Origin of the sequence: Flintibacter hominis (assembly GCF_014287965.1) — a bacterium.
In the GTDB taxonomy this organism is placed as follows: domain Bacteria; phylum Bacillota; class Clostridia; order Oscillospirales; family Oscillospiraceae; genus Lawsonibacter; species Lawsonibacter aceti.
On record NZ_JACOPO010000001.1, the window covers coordinates 73,221 to 91,391 of the forward strand.

The 18,171-nt window shown below is 59.0% G+C and carries 14 protein-coding genes and 3 tRNA genes; 14 read left to right on the forward strand and 3 right to left on the reverse strand.

Annotation, left to right across the window (positions count from 1 at the left end; genetic code table 11):
• Window positions 1-22 precede the first annotated feature (22 nt).
• The 3 genes from rsxC to H8S11_RS00400 are packed head-to-tail and all read left to right on the forward strand — an operon-like array spanning window position 23 to window position 3,632.
• Complete coding sequence (gene rsxC / locus H8S11_RS00390) at window positions 23-1,351, forward strand: electron transport complex subunit RsxC (protein WP_186851813.1); 1,329 nt, start codon at window positions 23-25, stop codon at window positions 1,349-1,351.
• Window positions 1,341-3,008, forward strand: a complete 1,668-nt coding sequence (locus tag H8S11_RS00395) for an RnfABCDGE type electron transport complex subunit D (protein ID WP_186851814.1) — start codon at window positions 1,341-1,343, stop codon at window positions 3,006-3,008. The genes rsxC and H8S11_RS00395 overlap by 11 nt, the downstream gene beginning before the upstream one ends.
• A 33-nt stretch (window positions 3,009-3,041) precedes the next feature.
• Window positions 3,042-3,632, forward strand: a complete 591-nt coding sequence (locus H8S11_RS00400; RefSeq protein WP_186851815.1) for an Rnf-Nqr domain containing protein — start codon at window positions 3,042-3,044, stop codon at window positions 3,630-3,632.
• Between the two features lie 72 nt (window positions 3,633-3,704).
• Here the strand turns inward: H8S11_RS00400 and H8S11_RS00405 are convergent, their stop codons facing one another.
• On the reverse strand, window positions 3,705-3,881 hold the full coding sequence (locus H8S11_RS00405) for a DUF1540 domain-containing protein (protein ID WP_147573160.1): 177 nt from the start codon (window positions 3,879-3,881) through the stop codon (window positions 3,705-3,707).
• Between the two features lie 52 nt (window positions 3,882-3,933).
• On the reverse strand, window positions 3,934-4,818 hold the full coding sequence (locus tag H8S11_RS00410; protein ID WP_240288486.1) for a DUF2238 domain-containing protein: 885 nt from the start codon (window positions 4,816-4,818) through the stop codon (window positions 3,934-3,936).
• Between the two features lie 198 nt (window positions 4,819-5,016).
• On the opposite strand from H8S11_RS00410, the gene H8S11_RS00415 reads away from it, so the two are divergent.
• The 11 genes from H8S11_RS00415 (at window position 5,017) to H8S11_RS00465 (ending at window position 16,192) form a co-directional block, all read left to right on the forward strand.
• On the forward strand, window positions 5,017-5,229 hold the full coding sequence (locus H8S11_RS00415) for a hypothetical protein (protein ID WP_147573162.1): 213 nt from the start codon (window positions 5,017-5,019) through the stop codon (window positions 5,227-5,229).
• Between the two features lie 138 nt (window positions 5,230-5,367).
• The gene (gene pgeF / locus H8S11_RS00420; RefSeq protein ID WP_186851816.1) at window positions 5,368-6,189 is read left to right on the forward strand and encodes a peptidoglycan editing factor PgeF; all 822 of its coding nucleotides are present in this window, start codon (window positions 5,368-5,370) and stop codon (window positions 6,187-6,189) included.
• A gap of 44 nt (window positions 6,190-6,233) precedes the next feature.
• Window positions 6,234-7,739, forward strand: coding sequence for an ABC transporter substrate-binding protein (locus tag H8S11_RS00425; protein WP_186851817.1), 1,506 nt, complete (start codon window positions 6,234-6,236; stop codon window positions 7,737-7,739).
• Window positions 7,740-7,810: 71 nt separating this feature from the next.
• The gene (locus H8S11_RS00430) at window positions 7,811-11,530 is read left to right on the forward strand and encodes a phosphoribosylformylglycinamidine synthase (protein WP_186851818.1); all 3,720 of its coding nucleotides are present in this window, start codon (window positions 7,811-7,813) and stop codon (window positions 11,528-11,530) included.
• Window positions 11,531-11,652: 122 nt separating this feature from the next.
• Window positions 11,653-11,883, forward strand: a complete 231-nt coding sequence (locus H8S11_RS00435; protein ID WP_147573170.1) for a phage-shock protein — start codon at window positions 11,653-11,655, stop codon at window positions 11,881-11,883.
• 119 nt (window positions 11,884-12,002) lie between these two features.
• A tRNA-Met gene (locus H8S11_RS00440) sits at window positions 12,003-12,079 on the forward strand.
• Window positions 12,080-12,117: 38 nt separating this feature from the next.
• Window positions 12,118-12,192 (forward strand) — tRNA-Glu (locus H8S11_RS00445).
• 24 nt (window positions 12,193-12,216) lie between these two features.
• Window positions 12,217-12,292, forward strand: a tRNA-Val gene (locus tag H8S11_RS00450).
• Window positions 12,293-12,551: 259 nt separating this feature from the next.
• Window positions 12,552-13,979, forward strand: a complete 1,428-nt coding sequence (locus tag H8S11_RS00455) for a sodium:solute symporter family protein (RefSeq protein WP_186851819.1) — start codon at window positions 12,552-12,554, stop codon at window positions 13,977-13,979.
• Between the two features lie 123 nt (window positions 13,980-14,102).
• On the forward strand, window positions 14,103-15,107 hold the full coding sequence (locus H8S11_RS00460) for an ornithine cyclodeaminase family protein (protein WP_147573174.1): 1,005 nt from the start codon (window positions 14,103-14,105) through the stop codon (window positions 15,105-15,107).
• Window positions 15,108-15,121: 14 nt separating this feature from the next.
• Window positions 15,122-16,192, forward strand: a complete 1,071-nt coding sequence (locus H8S11_RS00465; protein WP_186851820.1) for an NAD/NADP-dependent octopine/nopaline dehydrogenase family protein — start codon at window positions 15,122-15,124, stop codon at window positions 16,190-16,192.
• 227 nt (window positions 16,193-16,419) lie between these two features.
• On the opposite strand, the gene H8S11_RS00470 is transcribed toward H8S11_RS00465, so the two are convergent.
• A complete protein-coding gene (locus tag H8S11_RS00470) occupies window positions 16,420-18,054 on the reverse strand; it encodes a class I adenylate-forming enzyme family protein (RefSeq protein ID WP_186851821.1) in 1,635 nt (544 codons plus the stop codon).
• Between the last annotated feature and the right edge of the window lie 117 nt (window positions 18,055-18,171).

Genomic DNA, 18,171 nt, shown 5'->3' on the forward strand with positions numbered 1-18,171 from the left:
GAAAATACAGGGAGGTTAGTCAATGCGAGGTTCCTTTTTCGGGGGAGTACACCCCGTTACAAGAAAAGAGCTTACCCGCCGCAAGCACCTGACCCAGCTGGACCGGCCGCCGGAGCAGGTGGCTATCCCGCTGCGTATGAGTGCCGGAGAGGAATCTGTCCCTCTGGTCAAGCCTGGGGACCTGGTGGAGGTGGGACAGCCAATCGCCGGCCCGGGACCGGGCGGCGCGGCTGTCCATGCCAGCGTATCCGGCCGGGTTTCGGCGATCCGGGAACAGCCCCACCCCTGGGGCGGACAGTCGGTGGCGGTGGTGATCCGTAACGACGGACAGGATACCCCCTGGTCTGGCCGGCCAGAGCCGGTCATTTTGGAGGAGGTCACGCTAGATCTGCTGCTGGACCGGGTGCGGGAGGCTGGCGTCGTGGGCATGGGGGGCGGCGCGGCCCCCACAGTCCAAAAGCTGGAACAGGCGGCCGGAAAAGTGGACACTGTGATCATCAATGGGGCGGAGTGCGAGCCCTATGTCACCGCGGATCACCGGCTGCTGCTGGAGCGCAGTGACCAGATCTTACAGGTCACTCAGGTCCTGGCCCGCTGCCTGGGGGCCCATCGGGCGGTGGTGGTTACCGAGGGTGACAAGCTTAACGCCGCCGAGGTCATTGAGCGCCGCCTTCGAAAACGGGGCGGAAAAGTGGAACTACGTACCCTTCGGACCCGCTATCCTCTGGGGGGAGAGAAGCAGATCATCCAGACCGTCACCGGCCGCGAGGTCCCACTGGGGAAGGCGGCCTGGGAGGAGAAATGTCTGGTGCTGAATGTGGCCACGGTCTTTGCCATTCAGGAGGCCCTGGTGAAAGGAAAGGCCCTGACCCACCGGGCTGTGACGGTCACCGGCGGAGCGGTGGTCCGGCCCCGGAATCTCTGGGTGCCGATCGGCACACCGCTGCGCGTTCTGTTGGAGTCCGCGGGGGGGCTGCGGGAGCGGCCTGAGCTGATCCTTACCGGCGGCCCTATGATGGGGGTAGCCCAAGAGGACCTGGAGGCCCCCGTTGTAAAAAATACCAACTGCGTCGTCTGTCTGACGCAGGAGGAGCGAAGACGGGATGGGCCAGAAGGGGTATGTATCCGCTGTGGGAAATGCGTGGCCGCCTGCCCCATGCACCTGGCGCCTATGTTTATTGCCCGTGCCCTACGTCAGCGGGAGTGGAGGCAGCTGGACCGCCTCCATGTAGAGGACTGTATCTCCTGCGGCTGCTGCTCCTATATCTGCCCGGCCCAGATTCCGCTGGTGGATCTGGTACGACAGGCAGCGGAGCATGTGGGAAGGGGGGTGGACAGCCATGGGGCCTGATTTGATGCCGGTCCGGCGGATGTCCCCCCAGCTGCGGCAGCCGGCCAATACGCGGGCCATGATGGTGGATGTGATGGTGGCTCTGGTGCCGGCGCTGGCTATGGGAGTCTTTATGTTTGGCGTCCGGGTGCTGGTGCTGGCTGCGATCTCTGTGGCCTCCTGTGTCCTGTTTGAGTTTCTGTACCGCCGGATGGTGGGGGAAAGCGACTCCGTCCGGGATCTGTCCGCCTGTGTCACCGGGCTGCTGCTGGCCATGAGCCTGCCGGCCACCGCCTCATACTGGGTGCCAGTGCTGGGCGGGGCCTTCGCCATTGTGGTGGTCAAACAGTTTTACGGCGGCCTGGGCAAGAACTTTATGAACCCGGCCCTGGGGGGACGGATGCTGCTGGCCACCTTCCCCATGCTGATGACCAACTGGTCGGAGGCTATGGACCGCCTCCCCCTGCTGGGAGTGGACGCGGTGTCTGCCGCCACGCCTATGTCTTACCTCCACCAAGGAGTCCTGCCTCCTCAGGAGCTGTCCCAGCTTCTGCTGGGCCAGAGGGGGGGCTGCATGGGAGAGGTATCCGCCTTTATGCTGCTGCTGGGGGGTGGCTATCTGTTGCTGCGGCAGGTCATATCCCCCCGTATCCCTCTGGCCTATTTGGGAACAGTCGCCCTGCTTACCTTTTTGTTTCCACAGGGAAACGACCCGGTCGCCTGGATGCTGGCCCAGTTGTGCGGCGGCGGCCTTCTGTTGGGCGCCTTCTTCTTCGCCACCGACCCGGTTACGTCTCCGGTGACACCCAGGGGGCAGCTGATGTTTGGCGTGGGGTGTGGTCTGCTTACCGTGTTGCTGCGCTACCACAGCTCCTACCCCGAGGGGGTGGGCTGGGCTATTCTGACTATGAACTGCTGTGTCTGGCTGCTGGACCGGGCGGGGATGCCCAGGCGTTTTGGAGAAAAGAATCTGGCCGCGGTCCAAAGCTGGCTGGGTCGGTTCCGGGCCCATATGTCTGATATCAAATTTGTCAAACCTCAATTCTCCCTGTTCACCAAGGCGCTGCAGGAGGGCAAGATGCCCGGTGAGGCCCATCTGGACCAGATTCGGTCCCAAGCTGTCATCCTAAGCCGCCTGGGGGTGGTGGTGCTTGCTGTGGGTGTGATGATTTTCGGTGTGCACCGCTATACAGACCTGGATACTGTCCGGGCGCAAAATAGGGAACAGAGAGAACTGCTGGCCCAAGTTATGCCTCAGGCTTCCTTCAGTTCGGAAACACCCTATCGGGCCGCCGGCGCTCTCAGTATCCTGGGTGGGTACAGCGGGGAGAATGAACTGCTTGGCTATTGCGTGGAGGTCCAGTCTCAGGGCTTCGGCGGCCCCATCACTATGGTGGTGGGAGTGGACTTGGACGGCAAGGTTACCGGCGTGGCCGTCACCGACCACCGGGAGAACCGGGATACTGGAGCCAAAGCCCTGACCCCTGCCGCCCTCAGCCGATATGTTGGGAAGGCGGGTACCATCCGTGCCTCGGGCAGCAACTCAGTGGACGCGGTCAGCGGCGCGACCGCAACCTCACACGCGATTACCGCCGGAGTCAACCGGGCACTGGCCATCGTGGCTAATCTGGATACAGAAGGAGCGGACATCTACTATGAAGACAGTGAAGCGGGTTGAGTGGTCCGCTCTGGAGAGAGGGGGCGTGGCCCTGTGGCCTCTATTTTGGAACTAGCGGGGGTGGCGTTGGCCGCCCTGCTGTCCGAAAACTTTGTGCTGGTCAGCTGCATGGGCATTGGCACCAGGACCGAGGCATTCCGAGACCCAATGGACGCGGTGCGTACCGGATATTGCCTGACCGCGGTCATGGTACTGGGGGCCCTGTGCGCCTGGCTTATCGACTTTTTCCTGCTGGGGCGGTTCGGCTGGCAGCATTACCGGCTGCTGGTCCTGGCACTCCTCATTCCAGGGCTGGTCGCCGGACTGAGAAAATTTCTGAAGGTATGTATCCCGGAGCTGTCCCGCCGGATTGACGGACAACTGAAATCAGTGGCCACCAACTGTGCCGCCCTGGGTTCAGCCCTGCTGATCTCACAGCGCAGTTACAGCCTGCCCGCCGCGCTGATATTCGCTCTGTGCGGAGGAATCGGCGCTACTGTGGCACTGGCCAGCTTTGCCGGTCTGCAAAACGAGGTGGACTTGGAGAGCTGTCCCAGATCCTTCCGGGGAATACCCATTCAACTCATTACGGCCGGGCTGATGGCCATGGCCCTTGTGGGCTACTATGGTCTGCACCTGGACTGAGAGCTTGAAAAGATACAAAGAGAGGCCCGGAGCCAACGGCTCCGGGCCTCTCTTTGTCTTTGAAAAAACTGTTCAGCGGACCTGGCCCAGCTTAAAGGAAGCGCACTCAGTACCCTCGCACTTGGTGGGGGTGCAGTCGCAGCAGCCCACCTTAATGGAATCCAGAGAACAGCAGTTCTGGGGAGCATTGTGGTAGGCGCAGGAGCTTACAGTGCACTTGATGCTGGTGTTGCAGGACTTCTTATCCATATTAAAACCTCCCTTACTGTGGATGGCCTTAGTATGGATTGCCGGGGCAGGATTATTCTTTATCAGAACGATTCTTTTTCGATTTTTTTAAAAGTTTTGGGGTCCAAGGCTCCTGATCCTCGGGCTGAATATCCACAACCTGAGGGATAAACCGCCGGGCAAAGCGGCCTTTCCCACGGCTCTTGACATAGAAATAACCGATAAAGGAGAAAACCACCGCCCCAATAAAGTTCACGAACAGGTCCTTCATGGTGTCCAGGATCCCCACATCCAGATAGCCGCCCAGGCCGAGGGAGATCTCCTCCCCACTGCCTGTGACCACGATAACGTCGGCAATGTCCCGGATGATAGTGGGGGTATTGCCCCCGGTGGGGTCCAGCATGACCGAGGAGATGGAGTGGATCACCGCGTCCTTCTGCATATCCAACAGGAAAAACTGGTCCATGGCGCACTCGAAAAACTCCCACAGGACCCCGATGGTCATGGAGAAGCAGAAAGCGACAATGGCCATGAAGGCAGGAGAGAGGGACAGAGAAAACCGTTCTGTCCGGTTCAGCATATCTACCAACGCAAAGCCGATAGCGGCGCAGAGGAAGCCGTTGAGGGTGTGGAGGATGGTGTCCCACCCCCGGAAAGTGGTGTAGTAGGACTGGATTTCCCCCAAAATCTCGGCGGCAAAAATAAAAAGCAGGATGATGATTTCCATGGTGTTGGGCAAATCGATCTTTAGTGCCCGCTCGAAGATGGTAGGCAGCAGAAACAGAATGAGGGTCAGGCCGCAGAGGAACACATTTTCGTAGTTGCCATTAAAAAATTGGGCTACGGCTATGATGATGACCAGAAAGCGCAGCAGAACATAGACCATGGCTACCGTCCGCTTCCGCAGCAGGGCGGAGTTGGCGGAGGATAGCAGGTCCCGTATCTTATGTTTTGCCAAGATGGCCGACCTCCTTGATAATAAGTTTATATAAAAGAGAGTATAGTATGTCCGCGCTGGAAAGTCAAGAAATGGGTAGGCGTTCCCCCTCCTCTCTGCTCCCCTGAAAACAACACGCCCGGTTCAGGAAAGAAAATATCGTTCATCTGTCAAACCGCCGCCCTGCTGGCATAGAATGGGAAGTGGAGGTGATCTTACATGGATCTGCGTAACCAGACCATCACCGTGGGCGAGCTGTTGGACGACCCCAAGTCCAGGGCGGTCTTCCAGCGGCGGTTTGGAAAATTGATGAAACATCCCATGGTGGGGGCCGCCCGGTCCCTGACGCTGCGCCAGCTGGCCGAGATGGCGGCGGTCTATCTGCCTCAGAAGACCATCCAGGATACCCTGCGGGAACTGAGTCAGATCTAGCGCCCAAGCCAGCCGCCTTTTGGCGGAAGTGACCCGAATCCGGGGGAAAAGAAAGATGGTTTTCTTCCATGTAACGGGTTGTCAGCGGCAGGAATTTGGGATAAAATAGAACATCATGAAAAAGAGGGGGGGACGGCCATGGATATCACACGTCAGCAGCGCCATGGCGTCCTTTTTTATGCCTGTATGGACCCTGCCTGGCGGGGGGCGGCCCACGGGTTTTCTACTCGGCTGGGTGGGATATCCCCCGCCCCATGGGACAGCCTGGATCTGGGGGCTAACCGGGGGGATGACCCGGCCAATGTCCGGGAGAATTTTGTCCGCTTCTGCGCTGCGGTCGGTACGGATGCCCGGAGCCTGGTGAAAAATCATCAGGTCCACAGCGATCTTGTCCGCCCTGTGACACGGGCTGATATCCAGTCCGACCCAGCCGCCCCCGGCGTCTATGAGGCGGACGGCCTGGTCACTGACGAGCCTGGTGTCTGCCTGACCATCTTTTCTGGAGACTGCATCCCTGTGCTGCTCTATGACCCGGTCCGCCGCTGCATAGCCGCTGCCCATGCGGGCTGGCGGGGCACCGCCCTGGGGATCGCCGCTCGGGCAGCGGAAAAAATGTGCGGCGACTACGGCTGCCGCCCAGCGGATATCCTGGCCGCCATTGGGCCGGGGATTGGCCCCTGCTGCTTTGAGACCCATGTGGACGTGCCCGATGGACTGCGCGGCGGCCTGGGAGTGGAAGCCGACCCCTTTATTCACCCCCTGTCACGGGCGGGGAAGTACCAGGTGGACCTGAAGGGGGCAAACCGCCGCTGGCTGGAGCTGGCCGGCCTGGACCCGGACCATATCTCCGTCTGTGACGCCTGTACCGCCTGCCGCCTGGACATCTTCTGGTCCCACCGGGTCCAGGGGAATGCCAGGGGCAGCATGGCGGCTATGATCCAGCTTCTCCCCACCCCGTGATGGGAAGAAGATACCTCTATCTTTGCCCTGTGAAAGGTTAGTGTATGAAACGATTTTGCGCCTGCCTTCTCTCCGCCGCCCTGCTCCTCTCCCTATCCGCCTGCGGCGGGGAAGGAGAGGCCAGTTCTTCTGACAGCTCCGTGGATACCAGCCAGGAGGAGGTCCGGGAGTCGGAAACGGCGACCCTGACCCTGGCGTTCTATCCTCAGCAGAGCCTGCATCCGGCGCTGTCCGCCAACCGGGCCAACCTGACATTAGCGCCTCTGCTGTACGAGGGGCTGTTCGCCGTGGACGGCTCCTTCACGGCCCAGCCGGTGCTGTGCGAGAGCTACACGGTCAGCCCGGACAAGCTGACTTGGACCTTTACCCTTCGCGGTGGAGTTACCTTTTCCGATGGCACTTCTCTAACGGGAGAGGTGGCGGCCGCCGCCCTGGAATTGGCCAGAGGGGAGGGCTCCCGTTACAGCGGCCGGCTGTCCCATGTCACCTCAATCACCGCTGGGGAGGGGACGGTGACAGTCACACTGGACGAACCAAACGGCTCACTCCCCCTACTGCTGGACATCCCGCTGGCCCTGGGGGCAGGGGAGCGCCCTGTGGGAACCGGCCCATACCTTTTGTCGGAAAACGGGGAGGAGGCGGAGCTAACCGCACGGGAGAACTGGTGGCAGGCCAGACAGATGCCTGCTGATACGATCTCCCTGAAGATTATGAACAAGAGTGACGAGATGATTTTCGCCTTTGACGCTGGGGATATCTCCCTGGTGGAAGTAGATTTGATGGGGACCAACTCCCTGGGTTACTCTGGCAGCTATGAGACCTGGGATTACAGCACCACGTCCATGATCTACCTGGGCTTCCATACCAGGGCCGGCCTGTGCCAGTCGGCGGAGGTGCGCAAGGCTCTGGGGCGCGGAGTAGACCGGGAGTCCATCGCCCGCATTACCTACGCTACCCACGCGGTCCCCTCCGCCCTGCCTGTCCACCCGGACAGCCCCATGTACGACCGGTGGATTGCCTCCCAACTGTCCTACGACCCGGAGGCCCTGGTGAAGGAGCTGGAGGCGTTGGGCGCGGCTGGCCGGGAGCTGGTACTGTTGGTCAACACCGAGAATATGGCCAAGGCATCTGCTGCCCAGTGGATCGCCGACCAGCTGGAGTCGGCGGGGATGAAAGTCCGTGTGGACAACCTGCCCTTTGAGGAATATATCTCCGCACTGGAGGCGGGACGGTTCGACCTGTATCTGGGGGAGGTGGCGCTCACCGCCGATTTTGACCTGTCTGCGCTGCTTGCCTCGGATGGCGCGCTGAACTACGGCCGCTGGCAGGATGAACAGACCGACCAACTGCTGGCTGCTCTGGCCGCCGCGCCTATGGACAGCAGGGAGGAGGCCGCTTCCGCCCTGTACGCCTATCTGGGGCAGCGGGTCCCGCTGGTGCCAGTGTGCTTTAAAAACAACTCCGTTTTGACGAAGTGGGGAAAACTGTCCGGCCTGTCCCCAGTGCGTGGAAACCTGTTTTACGACCTGGAGAACTGGGTTATCTCCTAGAAAGCTGCTGTTATATCCAGGGCGCGGGCTGGCGCCCTTTCATCGAAAGAAAGATAGGTGGAGGAAGAGAAATGAGTGTTTACCGCTGTTATTCCGTAAAAAAGCCCGGCTTTGATGTAGAGGCCAGGGGCTTGTGCAGGGCGCTCCAGGAGCAACTGGGCGTCCAGGGCCTGAAATCGGTGACCGTTTTGAACCGGTATGACGCCGACCAAATCAGTCAGGATGTCTATGACCAGGCCAAGAGTATCGTGTTTTCCGAGCCCCAGGTGGATACGGTGTATGACGAGACCTTTCCTGTCCCCGGCCACCCCCACTCCGTCCTGGCGGTGGAGGCCCTGCCGGGCCAGTTTGACCAGCGGGCCGACTCCGCCGCCCAATGTATCCAGCTCATGGCCGGTGTGGACCGCCCTCTGATCGCCTACGCCAAGGTGTATCTGCTGGAGGGGGAGCTGTCCTCCGCCGACCTGGACAAGATCCGGGATTATCTCATCAACCCGGTGGAGAGCCGACAGGCCGCCATGGACAAGCCGGAAACCCTGGTCCGCACCCACGAGGCCCCCGACCATGTGGCCGTGCTGGAGGGGTTCACCGCTCTGGACGAAGGGGGGCTGTCCGACCTGCTGTCCCAGCTAGGGCTGGCTATGGACCTGGATGACTTGAAATTCCTCCAGGCATATTTCCGGGACCAGGAGAAGCGGGACCCCACCATCACCGAAGTGCGGGTAGTGGATACCTACTGGTCTGACCACTGCCGCCACACCACCTTCTCCACCCATTTGGACGAGGTAGAGATCAGCGATCCCGATGTGAAGGAGGCCTATGAGCGATATCTGGCCGCACGGGTGGAGGTCTATGGGGAGGAGAAGGCCGCCAAGCGGCCCCAGACCCTGATGGACATCGCCACCATCGGCACCAAGACCCTGAGAAAGCGGGGACTGCTCCCCGAGCTGGACGAGAGCGAGGAGATCAATGCCTGCTCCATCAAGGTGCCCGCTGTGGTGGACGGCAAGGAGCAGGACTGGCTGCTGATGTTCAAGAATGAAACCCACAACCACCCCACTGAGATCGAGCCTTTCGGCGGCGCGGCCACCTGTATCGGCGGCTGTATCCGGGACCCCCTGTCCGGCCGGGTGTATGTCCACCAGGCCATGCGCTTCACCGGCGGAGGAGATCCAAGAGTCCCCTTTGAGCAGACGCTGGAGGGCAAGCTGCCCCAGCGGAAGCTGGCTCAGACCGCGGCGGCGGGCTACTCCTCCTACGGCAACCAGATCGGCCTGGCTACCGGCCATGTGGCTGAGGTGTACCACGATGGCTATATCGCCAAGCGTCTGGAGTGCGGCGCGGTTGTCGGCGCGGCCCCTGCGGAGAACGTCCGCCGGGAGCGGCCCGCCCCCGGGGACGTGGTCATCCTCCTGGGCGGAAGGACCGGCCGGGACGGCATCGGCGGGGCCACCGGCTCCTCCAAGAGCCACAACAAGAAGTCCCTGACCACGATGGCCTCCGAGGTCCAGAAGGGCAACGCCCCTGAGGAGCGGAAGATCCAGCGCCTGTTTCGGAACGGTGAGGTGACCCGCCTCATCAAGCGGTGCAACGACTTCGGCGCCGGCGGCGTGTCCGTGGCCATCGGTGAGCTGGCCGACGGCCTGAAGATCGACCTGGACGCGGTACGAAAGAAGTACGAGGGCCTGGACGGCACCGAGCTGGCCATCTCCGAGAGCCAGGAGCGCATGGCTGTGGTGGTGGCCCCGGAGGACGCGGCCAGATTTATCTCCGCCGCCGAGGCAGAAAATCTGGAGGCTTATCAGGTGGCCGTGGTCACCGAGAGCCCCCGGATGGTCATGCACTGGAAGGGCCAGACCGTGGCCGACCTGTCCCGTGAATTTTTGAATACCAACGGCGCGGTGAAGCACGCCAGCGTGTCTATTCCCCGCAAGAGCGATTTGGGCAGCCTTGTTGTGGACCCCGATGGAGCTTGGTTTGGGGAACATAAACGGGAGCATGTACCCTTCCACAGCCTGCGGGAGATGGCCTCCAGTCTGAAATGCGCCTCCCGCCGCGGTTTAACGGAGCGGTTCGACGGCTCCATCGGGGCGGGTAGTGTCCTGATGCCCTTCGGCGGAAAAAATCAGCGCACCCCCGCCCAGGCGATGGCCGCCCTGTTCCCCGTCCTGCCCGGTCAGGAGACCGACCAGGCCAGCGTCATGGCCTGGGGCTTCGACCCAGATCAGATGATGGAAAATCCCTTCCAGGGCGCTTACAACTCCGTAACCGTATCTCTGGCCAAAGTAGTAGCTGCCGGCGGAGACTATAAAAAAGCCTACCTGACTTTTCAGGAGTTCTTTGAGAAGCTCCGGGACGAGCCCCGGCGCTGGGGTAAGCCCTTTGCCGCCCTGTTGGGCGCTCTGAAGGCTCAACTGGACTTCGGCCGGGCTGCTATCGGCGGCAAAGATTCCATGTCCGGCTCCTTCCTGGACAAGGATGTGCCCCCCACTCTCATCTCTTTCGCCATCGCTCCGGTGAAGGCGGGGGAGGTGCTCTCCCCCGAGTTCAAGGAGGCGGGCCATCGGGTCTATCTCTTCCGTCCTTCGGACTGGCCCCGATTCCACAACCTATGTCAGAAAGGACTGGTTCATTCCGCCTATGCGGTGGAGAGCTGTGTGGCCGAAGCTGTGATGAAGATGGCTTTTGGCAACGGGATTGGCTTCCAGGCTGCCGCTGCGGTCCACGGACCGGAGATGTGGTATGTTCCAATGCCTGGTTGGATTGTGGCCGAAGTGGATACAGATTTGGCACGGACTTTCCTCCTGGGCTTCACCGTGGATGTTGCGTCTGTTGATCTGGGCGGCGGTGACCGTGCCCCCATCCAGGAGCTGCTTTCCCTCAATGAGGGCGTGCTGGAGAAAGTTTACCCCACCAAGGCGGGCACCACCGAGACCGTCGCCCCCATCTCCTGGGACAAGCCCTCCGTGGCCGTGTGCAGGCACAAGTCGGCCCATCCGAAGGCGGTCATCCCCGTGTTCCCCGGCACCAACTGCGAGTACGATACCGCTCAGGCCTGCCTCCGGGCGGGCATCGAGCCGGAGATCGTGGTAGTTCGCAACCTGACCACCGATTTCCTTACCCAGTCTGCTCAGGCGCTGGAGAAGGCCATCCGCTCGGCCCAGATGATGGTTATCCCCGGCGGCTTCTCCGGCGGCGACGAGCCAGAGGGCTCCGGTAAGTTCATCGCCTCCTTCCTCCGTTCCCCCGCCCTGGCGGAGGCCATCATGGACCTGCTGAAACACCGGGACGGCCTGATGCTTGGTATCTGCAACGGCTTTCAGGCTCTGGTGAAGCTGGGACTGGTCCCCTACGGCGAGATCCGGGATATGGATGAAAACTGTCCCACCCTGACCTATAACCTGATCGGCCGGCACCAGAGCCGGTATGTCACCACACGGGTCTCCTCGGTCCAGTCCCCCTGGATGCTCAAGAGCAAGGTGGGCGATCTGCATACCCTGCCCATCTCCCACGGCGAGGGCCGCTTTGTAGCGCCGCCCAAGGTCATTGCCGACTTAATCGGCCGGGGCCAGGTGGCTACCCAGTATGTGGACCTGAACGGAAATCCCGCTATGGATATCAATGTGAACCCCAACGGTTCTCTGGAGGCCATTGAAGGCATCTTTTCCCCTGACGGCCGGGTGTTCGGCAAGATGGGGCATCTGGAGCGCCGTGGCCCCTATGTGGGCCGGAATATCCCCGGAAACAAGCATCAACCCCTCTTTGAGTCGGGTGCGGAGTATTTCAAATAACGCATGGCAAAGGCGGCCCCCACGGGCCGCCTCCATTTTTATCTTTTTTTAATCCGAACATAGGGGAGTTTTTAAGAATAGCATGGTAGGATAGCACTGTAAAACACAGGGAGGGATCCTCTATGATCAAACTCTTAACGCTTTCGCTGCTGTGCCTCTTTTTGATTCCAGTGATTTTAGTAGCCCTGCTGCTGTTTAGCATCCCCTTTGCCATCGTCATGGCTGTTTTGCCCTGGCTGTTGCGGATTGCGGCAATTATCCTGCTCCTCCGGGGCCTGATGGAGAGCCCCTTCCACTGGTCTGCTCTGGCGCCGGCCGGAGTAGCCTTTGCCCTGTCTGTCCTGCTGCGGTAGGCCGGGGGGAGATGCCTCCGGCCTGCTCAGGAAAAAACAGAGGAAAAAATGAAATTTCCTGTTGACAAAGGCTGGCAAATCGGATATACTAACTCTTGCCCTGCGTAAGGGAAAAACATGGCGGCATAGCTCAGGTGGCTAGAGCATACGGTTCATACCCGTAGTGTCCCCGGTTCAAATCCAGGTGCCGCTACCATATCAATTACGGGAGTTCTCCCGTTCCCATATAAAAACGGCCCGGTGGTCAAGCGGTTAAGACTCCGCCCTTTCACGGCGGCAACACGGGTTCGAGTCCCGTCCGGGTCACCACCTTATTTATTGCCGTTTCCATATGGAGGCATAGCTCAGCCGGTAGAGCGTCCGCCTCACACGCGGAAGGTCACAGATTCGAGTTCTGTTGTCTCCACCAGGAAAAGACACCCATTCGGGTGTCTTTTCTTTTTTGATTTTTCCCCTTTATTAGCTCTGTGGATAACCTAGAGTGCCCTGTCGGTTGGCTTACTTGTAAATCAATATGACACCAGATGAGAAATTTTGGAGCTGCAGCAGAAAAAAACTGTAGCACTTTAACGGTTTAAAGTCTTGACTTGCACGGATAAGTGAACTATAATAATCCAGAACGCGAGTCGCGATCAAATTTATACCTTGTGTGTTGAGGAGGAAAAATCGTGGAAGGATCTACAAGCGGATTGATGCTGGTGCTGGCCAGCACGGTCCTGGTGATGCTGATCGGCTTTGGCATTGCCTTCTATTTCCAGCGCAGGACCAAAACAGCAGAGGACTGGGCTATGGGCGGACGAAGCCTGCCGTCTTATGTAATTGTCTTTACCCAGTTTGCCACCCTGGTAGGCGGCGGTGTGCTGGTGGGCCATGTGAGCATCGGCTTCAGTTATGGTATGGCTCCCTTGACTTACGGAATATGTGGCGCGGCTGGCTGTTTTATCATGGCCATCATCGCAGCTTGGCTTCGTGAGAATGAGTTTACCACTATTCCCGACATTTTTGAGAAAGTTTATGGCAAAAACCGCTTCCTTATGTTAGTGGGTGCCCTGATGGCCATGGTGGTCCCCTTTGGCTGGATCGCCTCTCAGGCCACCGCCTTTGCTAAACTATACACTTCCATAACCGGAATTGACAGCCGGATCCTTGTGGTGGGGATGATTGTAGTCAGTGTGTTGCTGACCCTTCCCTCCGGCTTTAAGGCTGTGGCCTGGACTGATTTTGTGTTTGGCGTGCTGATGCTGGCTTTGTGTCTCCTTACCGGCGTGCAGGCTCTGGATATGGCTGGCGGCTGGGGAAATATTGTGGCCAACCATCCCGCCCCTGAAACACTATCCCTTCCTGGAGGGCTGATGTCCGCTGGCTTCGCCACCACCGCACTGTGGTTCATCGCCGCCACCCCTGGCATGATGACCAACCAGATGACCCTTCAGCGGGTGTGCGCCGCAAACTCCGCAAAGAATGCCCGTCGTACTTTGATTGTGGGCGGTATCCTGATTGCTGGAATTGAGTTGTGGGTGGTGGTAGTAGGCAACGCCTGCCGAGTTCTCAATCCTGGCCTGGCCCCCGAGGATGCTAGCGGCTGGTTCCTGACCCAGATTCCTACCTGGGTGCTGGCTTTGTTCTCCGGCTTTATTGCTACTACTATTCTATCGACCACGGACAGCGCCCTTCAGTCTGTGTCCGTCAATCTGACCCAGGATATCTACAAACAGTTCATAAATCCCAACGCTGAGGACAAGAAGCTGCTGTCCGTGTCCCGAATCTGCACTGTGTTTGTGGCCGTGGCTGCCGTGGCCTTGGCCATCGTATTCCCACGGGTGTTGGATCTGATCGTCGCCTCTTATGCGTACTCAGCCTCCGGGCTGCTGGTGCCTATCTACTGCGGCTATGCTTTCCGAAATAAGAATTTCCTGACTCCGGCTAGCGGTGTCGCGGGCGTAGTGGGTGGAGTGATTGGCTGCGGTCTGGCCCAGGCGTTTGAAGCCTCTCTGCCTGCTGTCTTTGGGATTCAGTTGCCCTATGCCATTTATGGAATCTTGGCTTCCTTCCTCTGCCTGATTGTGGTGGCCCTGGCTACCAGGAAGTCCAAATAAGAATATTTCTGGGGCGCTTGAAGAACAGGAAAAAAAGTGATAAAATTTGAAACCAAGACAGAATGACTGTCGGCGGCGGGCCGTGCTCGCCGCCGACAAGATTACCGAAATAAGGAGGAGTTTATGATGAATACCATTCTGTTAAAGGAATCTGAGATCAAAAAGCTGGTCTCCATGCGGGACATTATTGAGATAGTGGACAAGACCTTCGTGGACTTGGGGGAGGGCAAGACGATCAATCCTACGAAGCTGAACCTGAACCTAGGGGACAGCGAGCCTACCAACCTGCCCTATAAGGCATCCCTCAATGCCATGCCCGCCTATATTGCCTGGCAGGATATGGCTGGCCAGAAGTGGGCCGGTGGCTGGGGCAAGGGCCGTCGTGAGATCGGCCGCCCCTTTATCAACGCCCTGATCATGCTGGTTCATCCCAACTACGGCGACTTCCTGGCCGTGATGGATGGCGCTTGGATTACCAATATGCGCACCGGTGCCCAGACCGCCGTTATCCTGCGCTATCTGTTGAAGGATAAGAAGGATATTACCGTTGGCCTGTATGGCGCCGGTGTCCAGGGCCGTACACAGACCGAGGCCCTGACCGCTATCTTTAATGTCCAAAAGCTGTATGTTTATGACCCCGTGCCCGCTGCCGCCGCCAAGTTTAAAGAGGACATGAAGGACTATGTCCAGGGCGAAATCATCGTGGTGGATCACCCCCAGAAAGCGGCCAAGGCGGATGCGGTCATTACTGTTACTCCTGCTACTCAGGCATTCCTGAAGGGAGAGTGGCTGGAGAAGGGCACCGTCTATTTTGCCATGGGTTCCTACCAGGAATGTGACGACCAGGCGATTCTGGGTGCTGATAAGCTGATCTGTGACCATGTGGGACAGTGTCTCCACCGCGGCAATCTAAAGCATTTGGCTGAAGAGGGTAAGATTACGGAGAATAGCGTGTACTGTACCGTGGGAGAACTGGCTGCCGGCATGAAGCAGGTGGGCGACGTGGCGGATCAGAAGCTGCTGGTGGTCCCCATCGGAATGGGCTGCCTGGATGTAGCTGTGGCTGGCATCGCCTACCGCAAGGCATTCTCCCTGGGTGTGGGGGAGACCTTCGCGTTTGACGAATAAGGAAGGCGGACTCCATGAAGCAAAATTTTGCGGTATTGGGTGCCGGCAACGGCGGACAAGTAATCTCCGCCTATTTGAAACTGTGTGGGAAACATGTGACCCTGTATGACCGCTTTCCTCAAGTCTTAGCGCCGATAAGAGCCAGAGGCGGCATTCAGCTAGAGGGAGTTTCCAAAACCGGTTTTGCCAAGCTGGATCAAATCTGTGAGGATGTGGCCCAGGCGGTAGACGGAGCGGAGATCATCTTTGTAGTACTGCCCGCTTTTGCCCATGCCTATGTGGCCCAGGAGCTGGCAGGCTGCTTGGTGGACGGCCAGACGGTCGTCGTTTGTCCCGGCGCGACCGGCGGCGCGTTAGAATTCCGGGCAATCTGGGACAGGGCCGGCTGTCGGTCCAAGGTCCGCCTGTGTGAGACGAACAGCTTGTTCTATGCTGCCCGGGCCCAGGATGCTGTAGCTACCATTTCCGGAGTGAAGGATGAGCTGTCCCTGGCGGCCCTGCCTGCACAGGATACTCAGGCCATCATTGACGATTTGTCTGATGTGTACCCACAGCTGATTCCTGCGGCCAATGTACTGGAAACCAGCCTAAACAACATGAATACGGTTGTCCACCCTCTGCCTGTTCTGCTCAACGCGGGCAGTATCGAACGAGGGGAAAAGTTCCGCCACTACTTTGACGGCATCACCCCCGCGGTGGGCGAGGTAGTGGAGCAGATGGACCGGGAGCGGGTAGCTGTGGGCAGGGCCTACGGGCTGGATATTCTCAGTCTGAGAGACGCTTATATCCACTACTACCATGTTCAGGCAGAAAAGATGTCAGACCTGTGTCATATGTCCCAGGCCCACGCCGATATTATGGCTCCTGGGGTGCTGGACTCCCGCCTGATCGTGGAGGATGTGCCCATGGGGCTGGTGCCCATCTCCGCCCTCGGCCGGGCAGCCGGGGTGCTCACCCCAATCATCGATTCGGTGATTACGCTGACGGGTGCGCTGGTCGGCCAGGATTTCTGGAAGTCCGGCCGGACGATGGAGTCACTAGGAATTGCCGGGTTGGACCGGGAACAGCTTGTGGCGAGGCTGTAAAGCTGTAAATGAGAGAAAACACCTGTGGCTTGTGAACAGCCACAGGTGTTTTTTATGATAACACTCTGCCAATCTTGGGTGTTGATAATGAAAAATAGGGAGAAAATAAATCGAACTTTAAATTACACAAACAGTTTTATGAACTTTTGGTTTATCGATACTCAGGGTTAACAGAGTGTATGATAAAAAACCAGGGCGACTCGTATGAGTTGCCCTGGTTGATTTTACTATGACCGGTTTTGCGCCTCTACCAGCCGGACGCCGCAGTATTGCTCCCGCAGCTTGGGCTTCTCGATCTTGCCGGTGGGATTCCGGGGAACGTCAGCGAAGATGAGCTTGCGGGGCCGCTTATATCGGGGGAGATCCATACAGTACTGGTTAATTTCGCTCTCGGTACAGGTCATGCCCTCTTTCAGCTGGATGATGGCGGCGGCGATTTCACCCAGTCGGTGATCGGGCAGGCCAATCACAGCCACGTCGTGGACCTTGGGATAGGCGGACAGGAAGGCTTCGATTTGAACCGGGTACAGGTTCTCGCCGCCGGAGATGATCACATCCTTTTTCCGGTCTACCAGATAGATAAAGCCCTCCTCGTCCTGACGGGCCATATCCCCAGTGTGGAGCCAGCCGTTTTCCAGAACCTCGGCGGTGGCCTCCGGATTGTGGTAGTAGCACACCATAACGCCGGGTCCCTTGACACACAGCTCGCCTACATCACCCTGCTTCACCAGGGCATTCTGTTCGTCCACAATTTTTACCTTCCAGCCATAGCCGGGAACCCCGATGGCCCCCACTTTGTCCAGGTGATCCATGCCCAGATGGACACAGCCAGGGCCGGTGGACTCGGACAGGCCATAATTGGTATCGTACTTGTGGTGGGGAAAGTAGCGCATCCAGTGTTTGATGAGGGAGGGAGGGACTGGCTGGGCACCAATGTGCATGAGCCGCCACTGGGACAGATGGTAGTCCTCCAGCTCCAGGTCCCCTCGGTCTAGGGCGGCCAGGATGTCCTGACACCAGGGGACCAACAGCCAGACGATGGTGCACCGCTCAGAGGAGGCGGCCTCGAAGATAGCCTGTGGCGTGTTGCCTTTCAGCAGAACTGCCCGGCTTCCAGTGAACAGAGAACCAAACCAGTGCATCTTGGCGCCCGTGTGGTACAGGGGCGGGATGCACAGGAAAACATCCTCATGGGTGGTGGCGTGGTGGATGGCCTCCATCCGGGCGGACTGGATCAGGGCCTGGTGCTTGAGTAGGATAGCCTTGGGAAAGCCGGTAGTCCCGGAGGAGTAATAGATGGCGGCTTCGTCCTCGTCATCGATCAGCACCTTGGGAGCGACGCTGGAACAGTTGGCGGTGGCTCGGTGGTAGTCCTCGGCAAAGGAGGGGCAGGTGTCGCCCACGAAGAAAAGGAGCATCTGCCGGGATATCTTGGGCACAATGGCCTCCACTCGGCCGATGAACTCCGGCCCGAAGAACAGCACATCCACGTCAGCCAGCTTCAGGCAGTAGTCGATCTCGTCGGAGGTATAGCGGAAATTGAGAGGGACGGCCACCGCTCCGGCCTTTAAAACTCCGAAGTAAATGGGGAGCCACTCCAGGCAGTTCATCAGCAGGATAGCGACCTTCTGTCCTCTGCGGATGCCTCGACCCAGGAGCATATTGGCAACCCGGTTGGCTTTCTCGTCAAAGACGGACCAAGTGATCTCCCGGCGGTAGGGGACGGAGGAGGTGGGCTGGATCAACTCGTACTCCTTCCAGGTGACCCGCTGTTCCTCCTGGATCTCGGGGTTGATCTCTACCAGGGCGATTTCCTCACCGTATAGTTTGCTGTTGCGCTCCAACAGATCCGTGATAGGCATGGCGCTCATATCCTTTCCAAGGCCGGATTCGGCCAGGTGCTTTATTGATTTCAACCTTTAAACCATTAAAGTATCATAACCCATTTGCGGCCTGTTGTCAAGAGGGAAACGCCAACG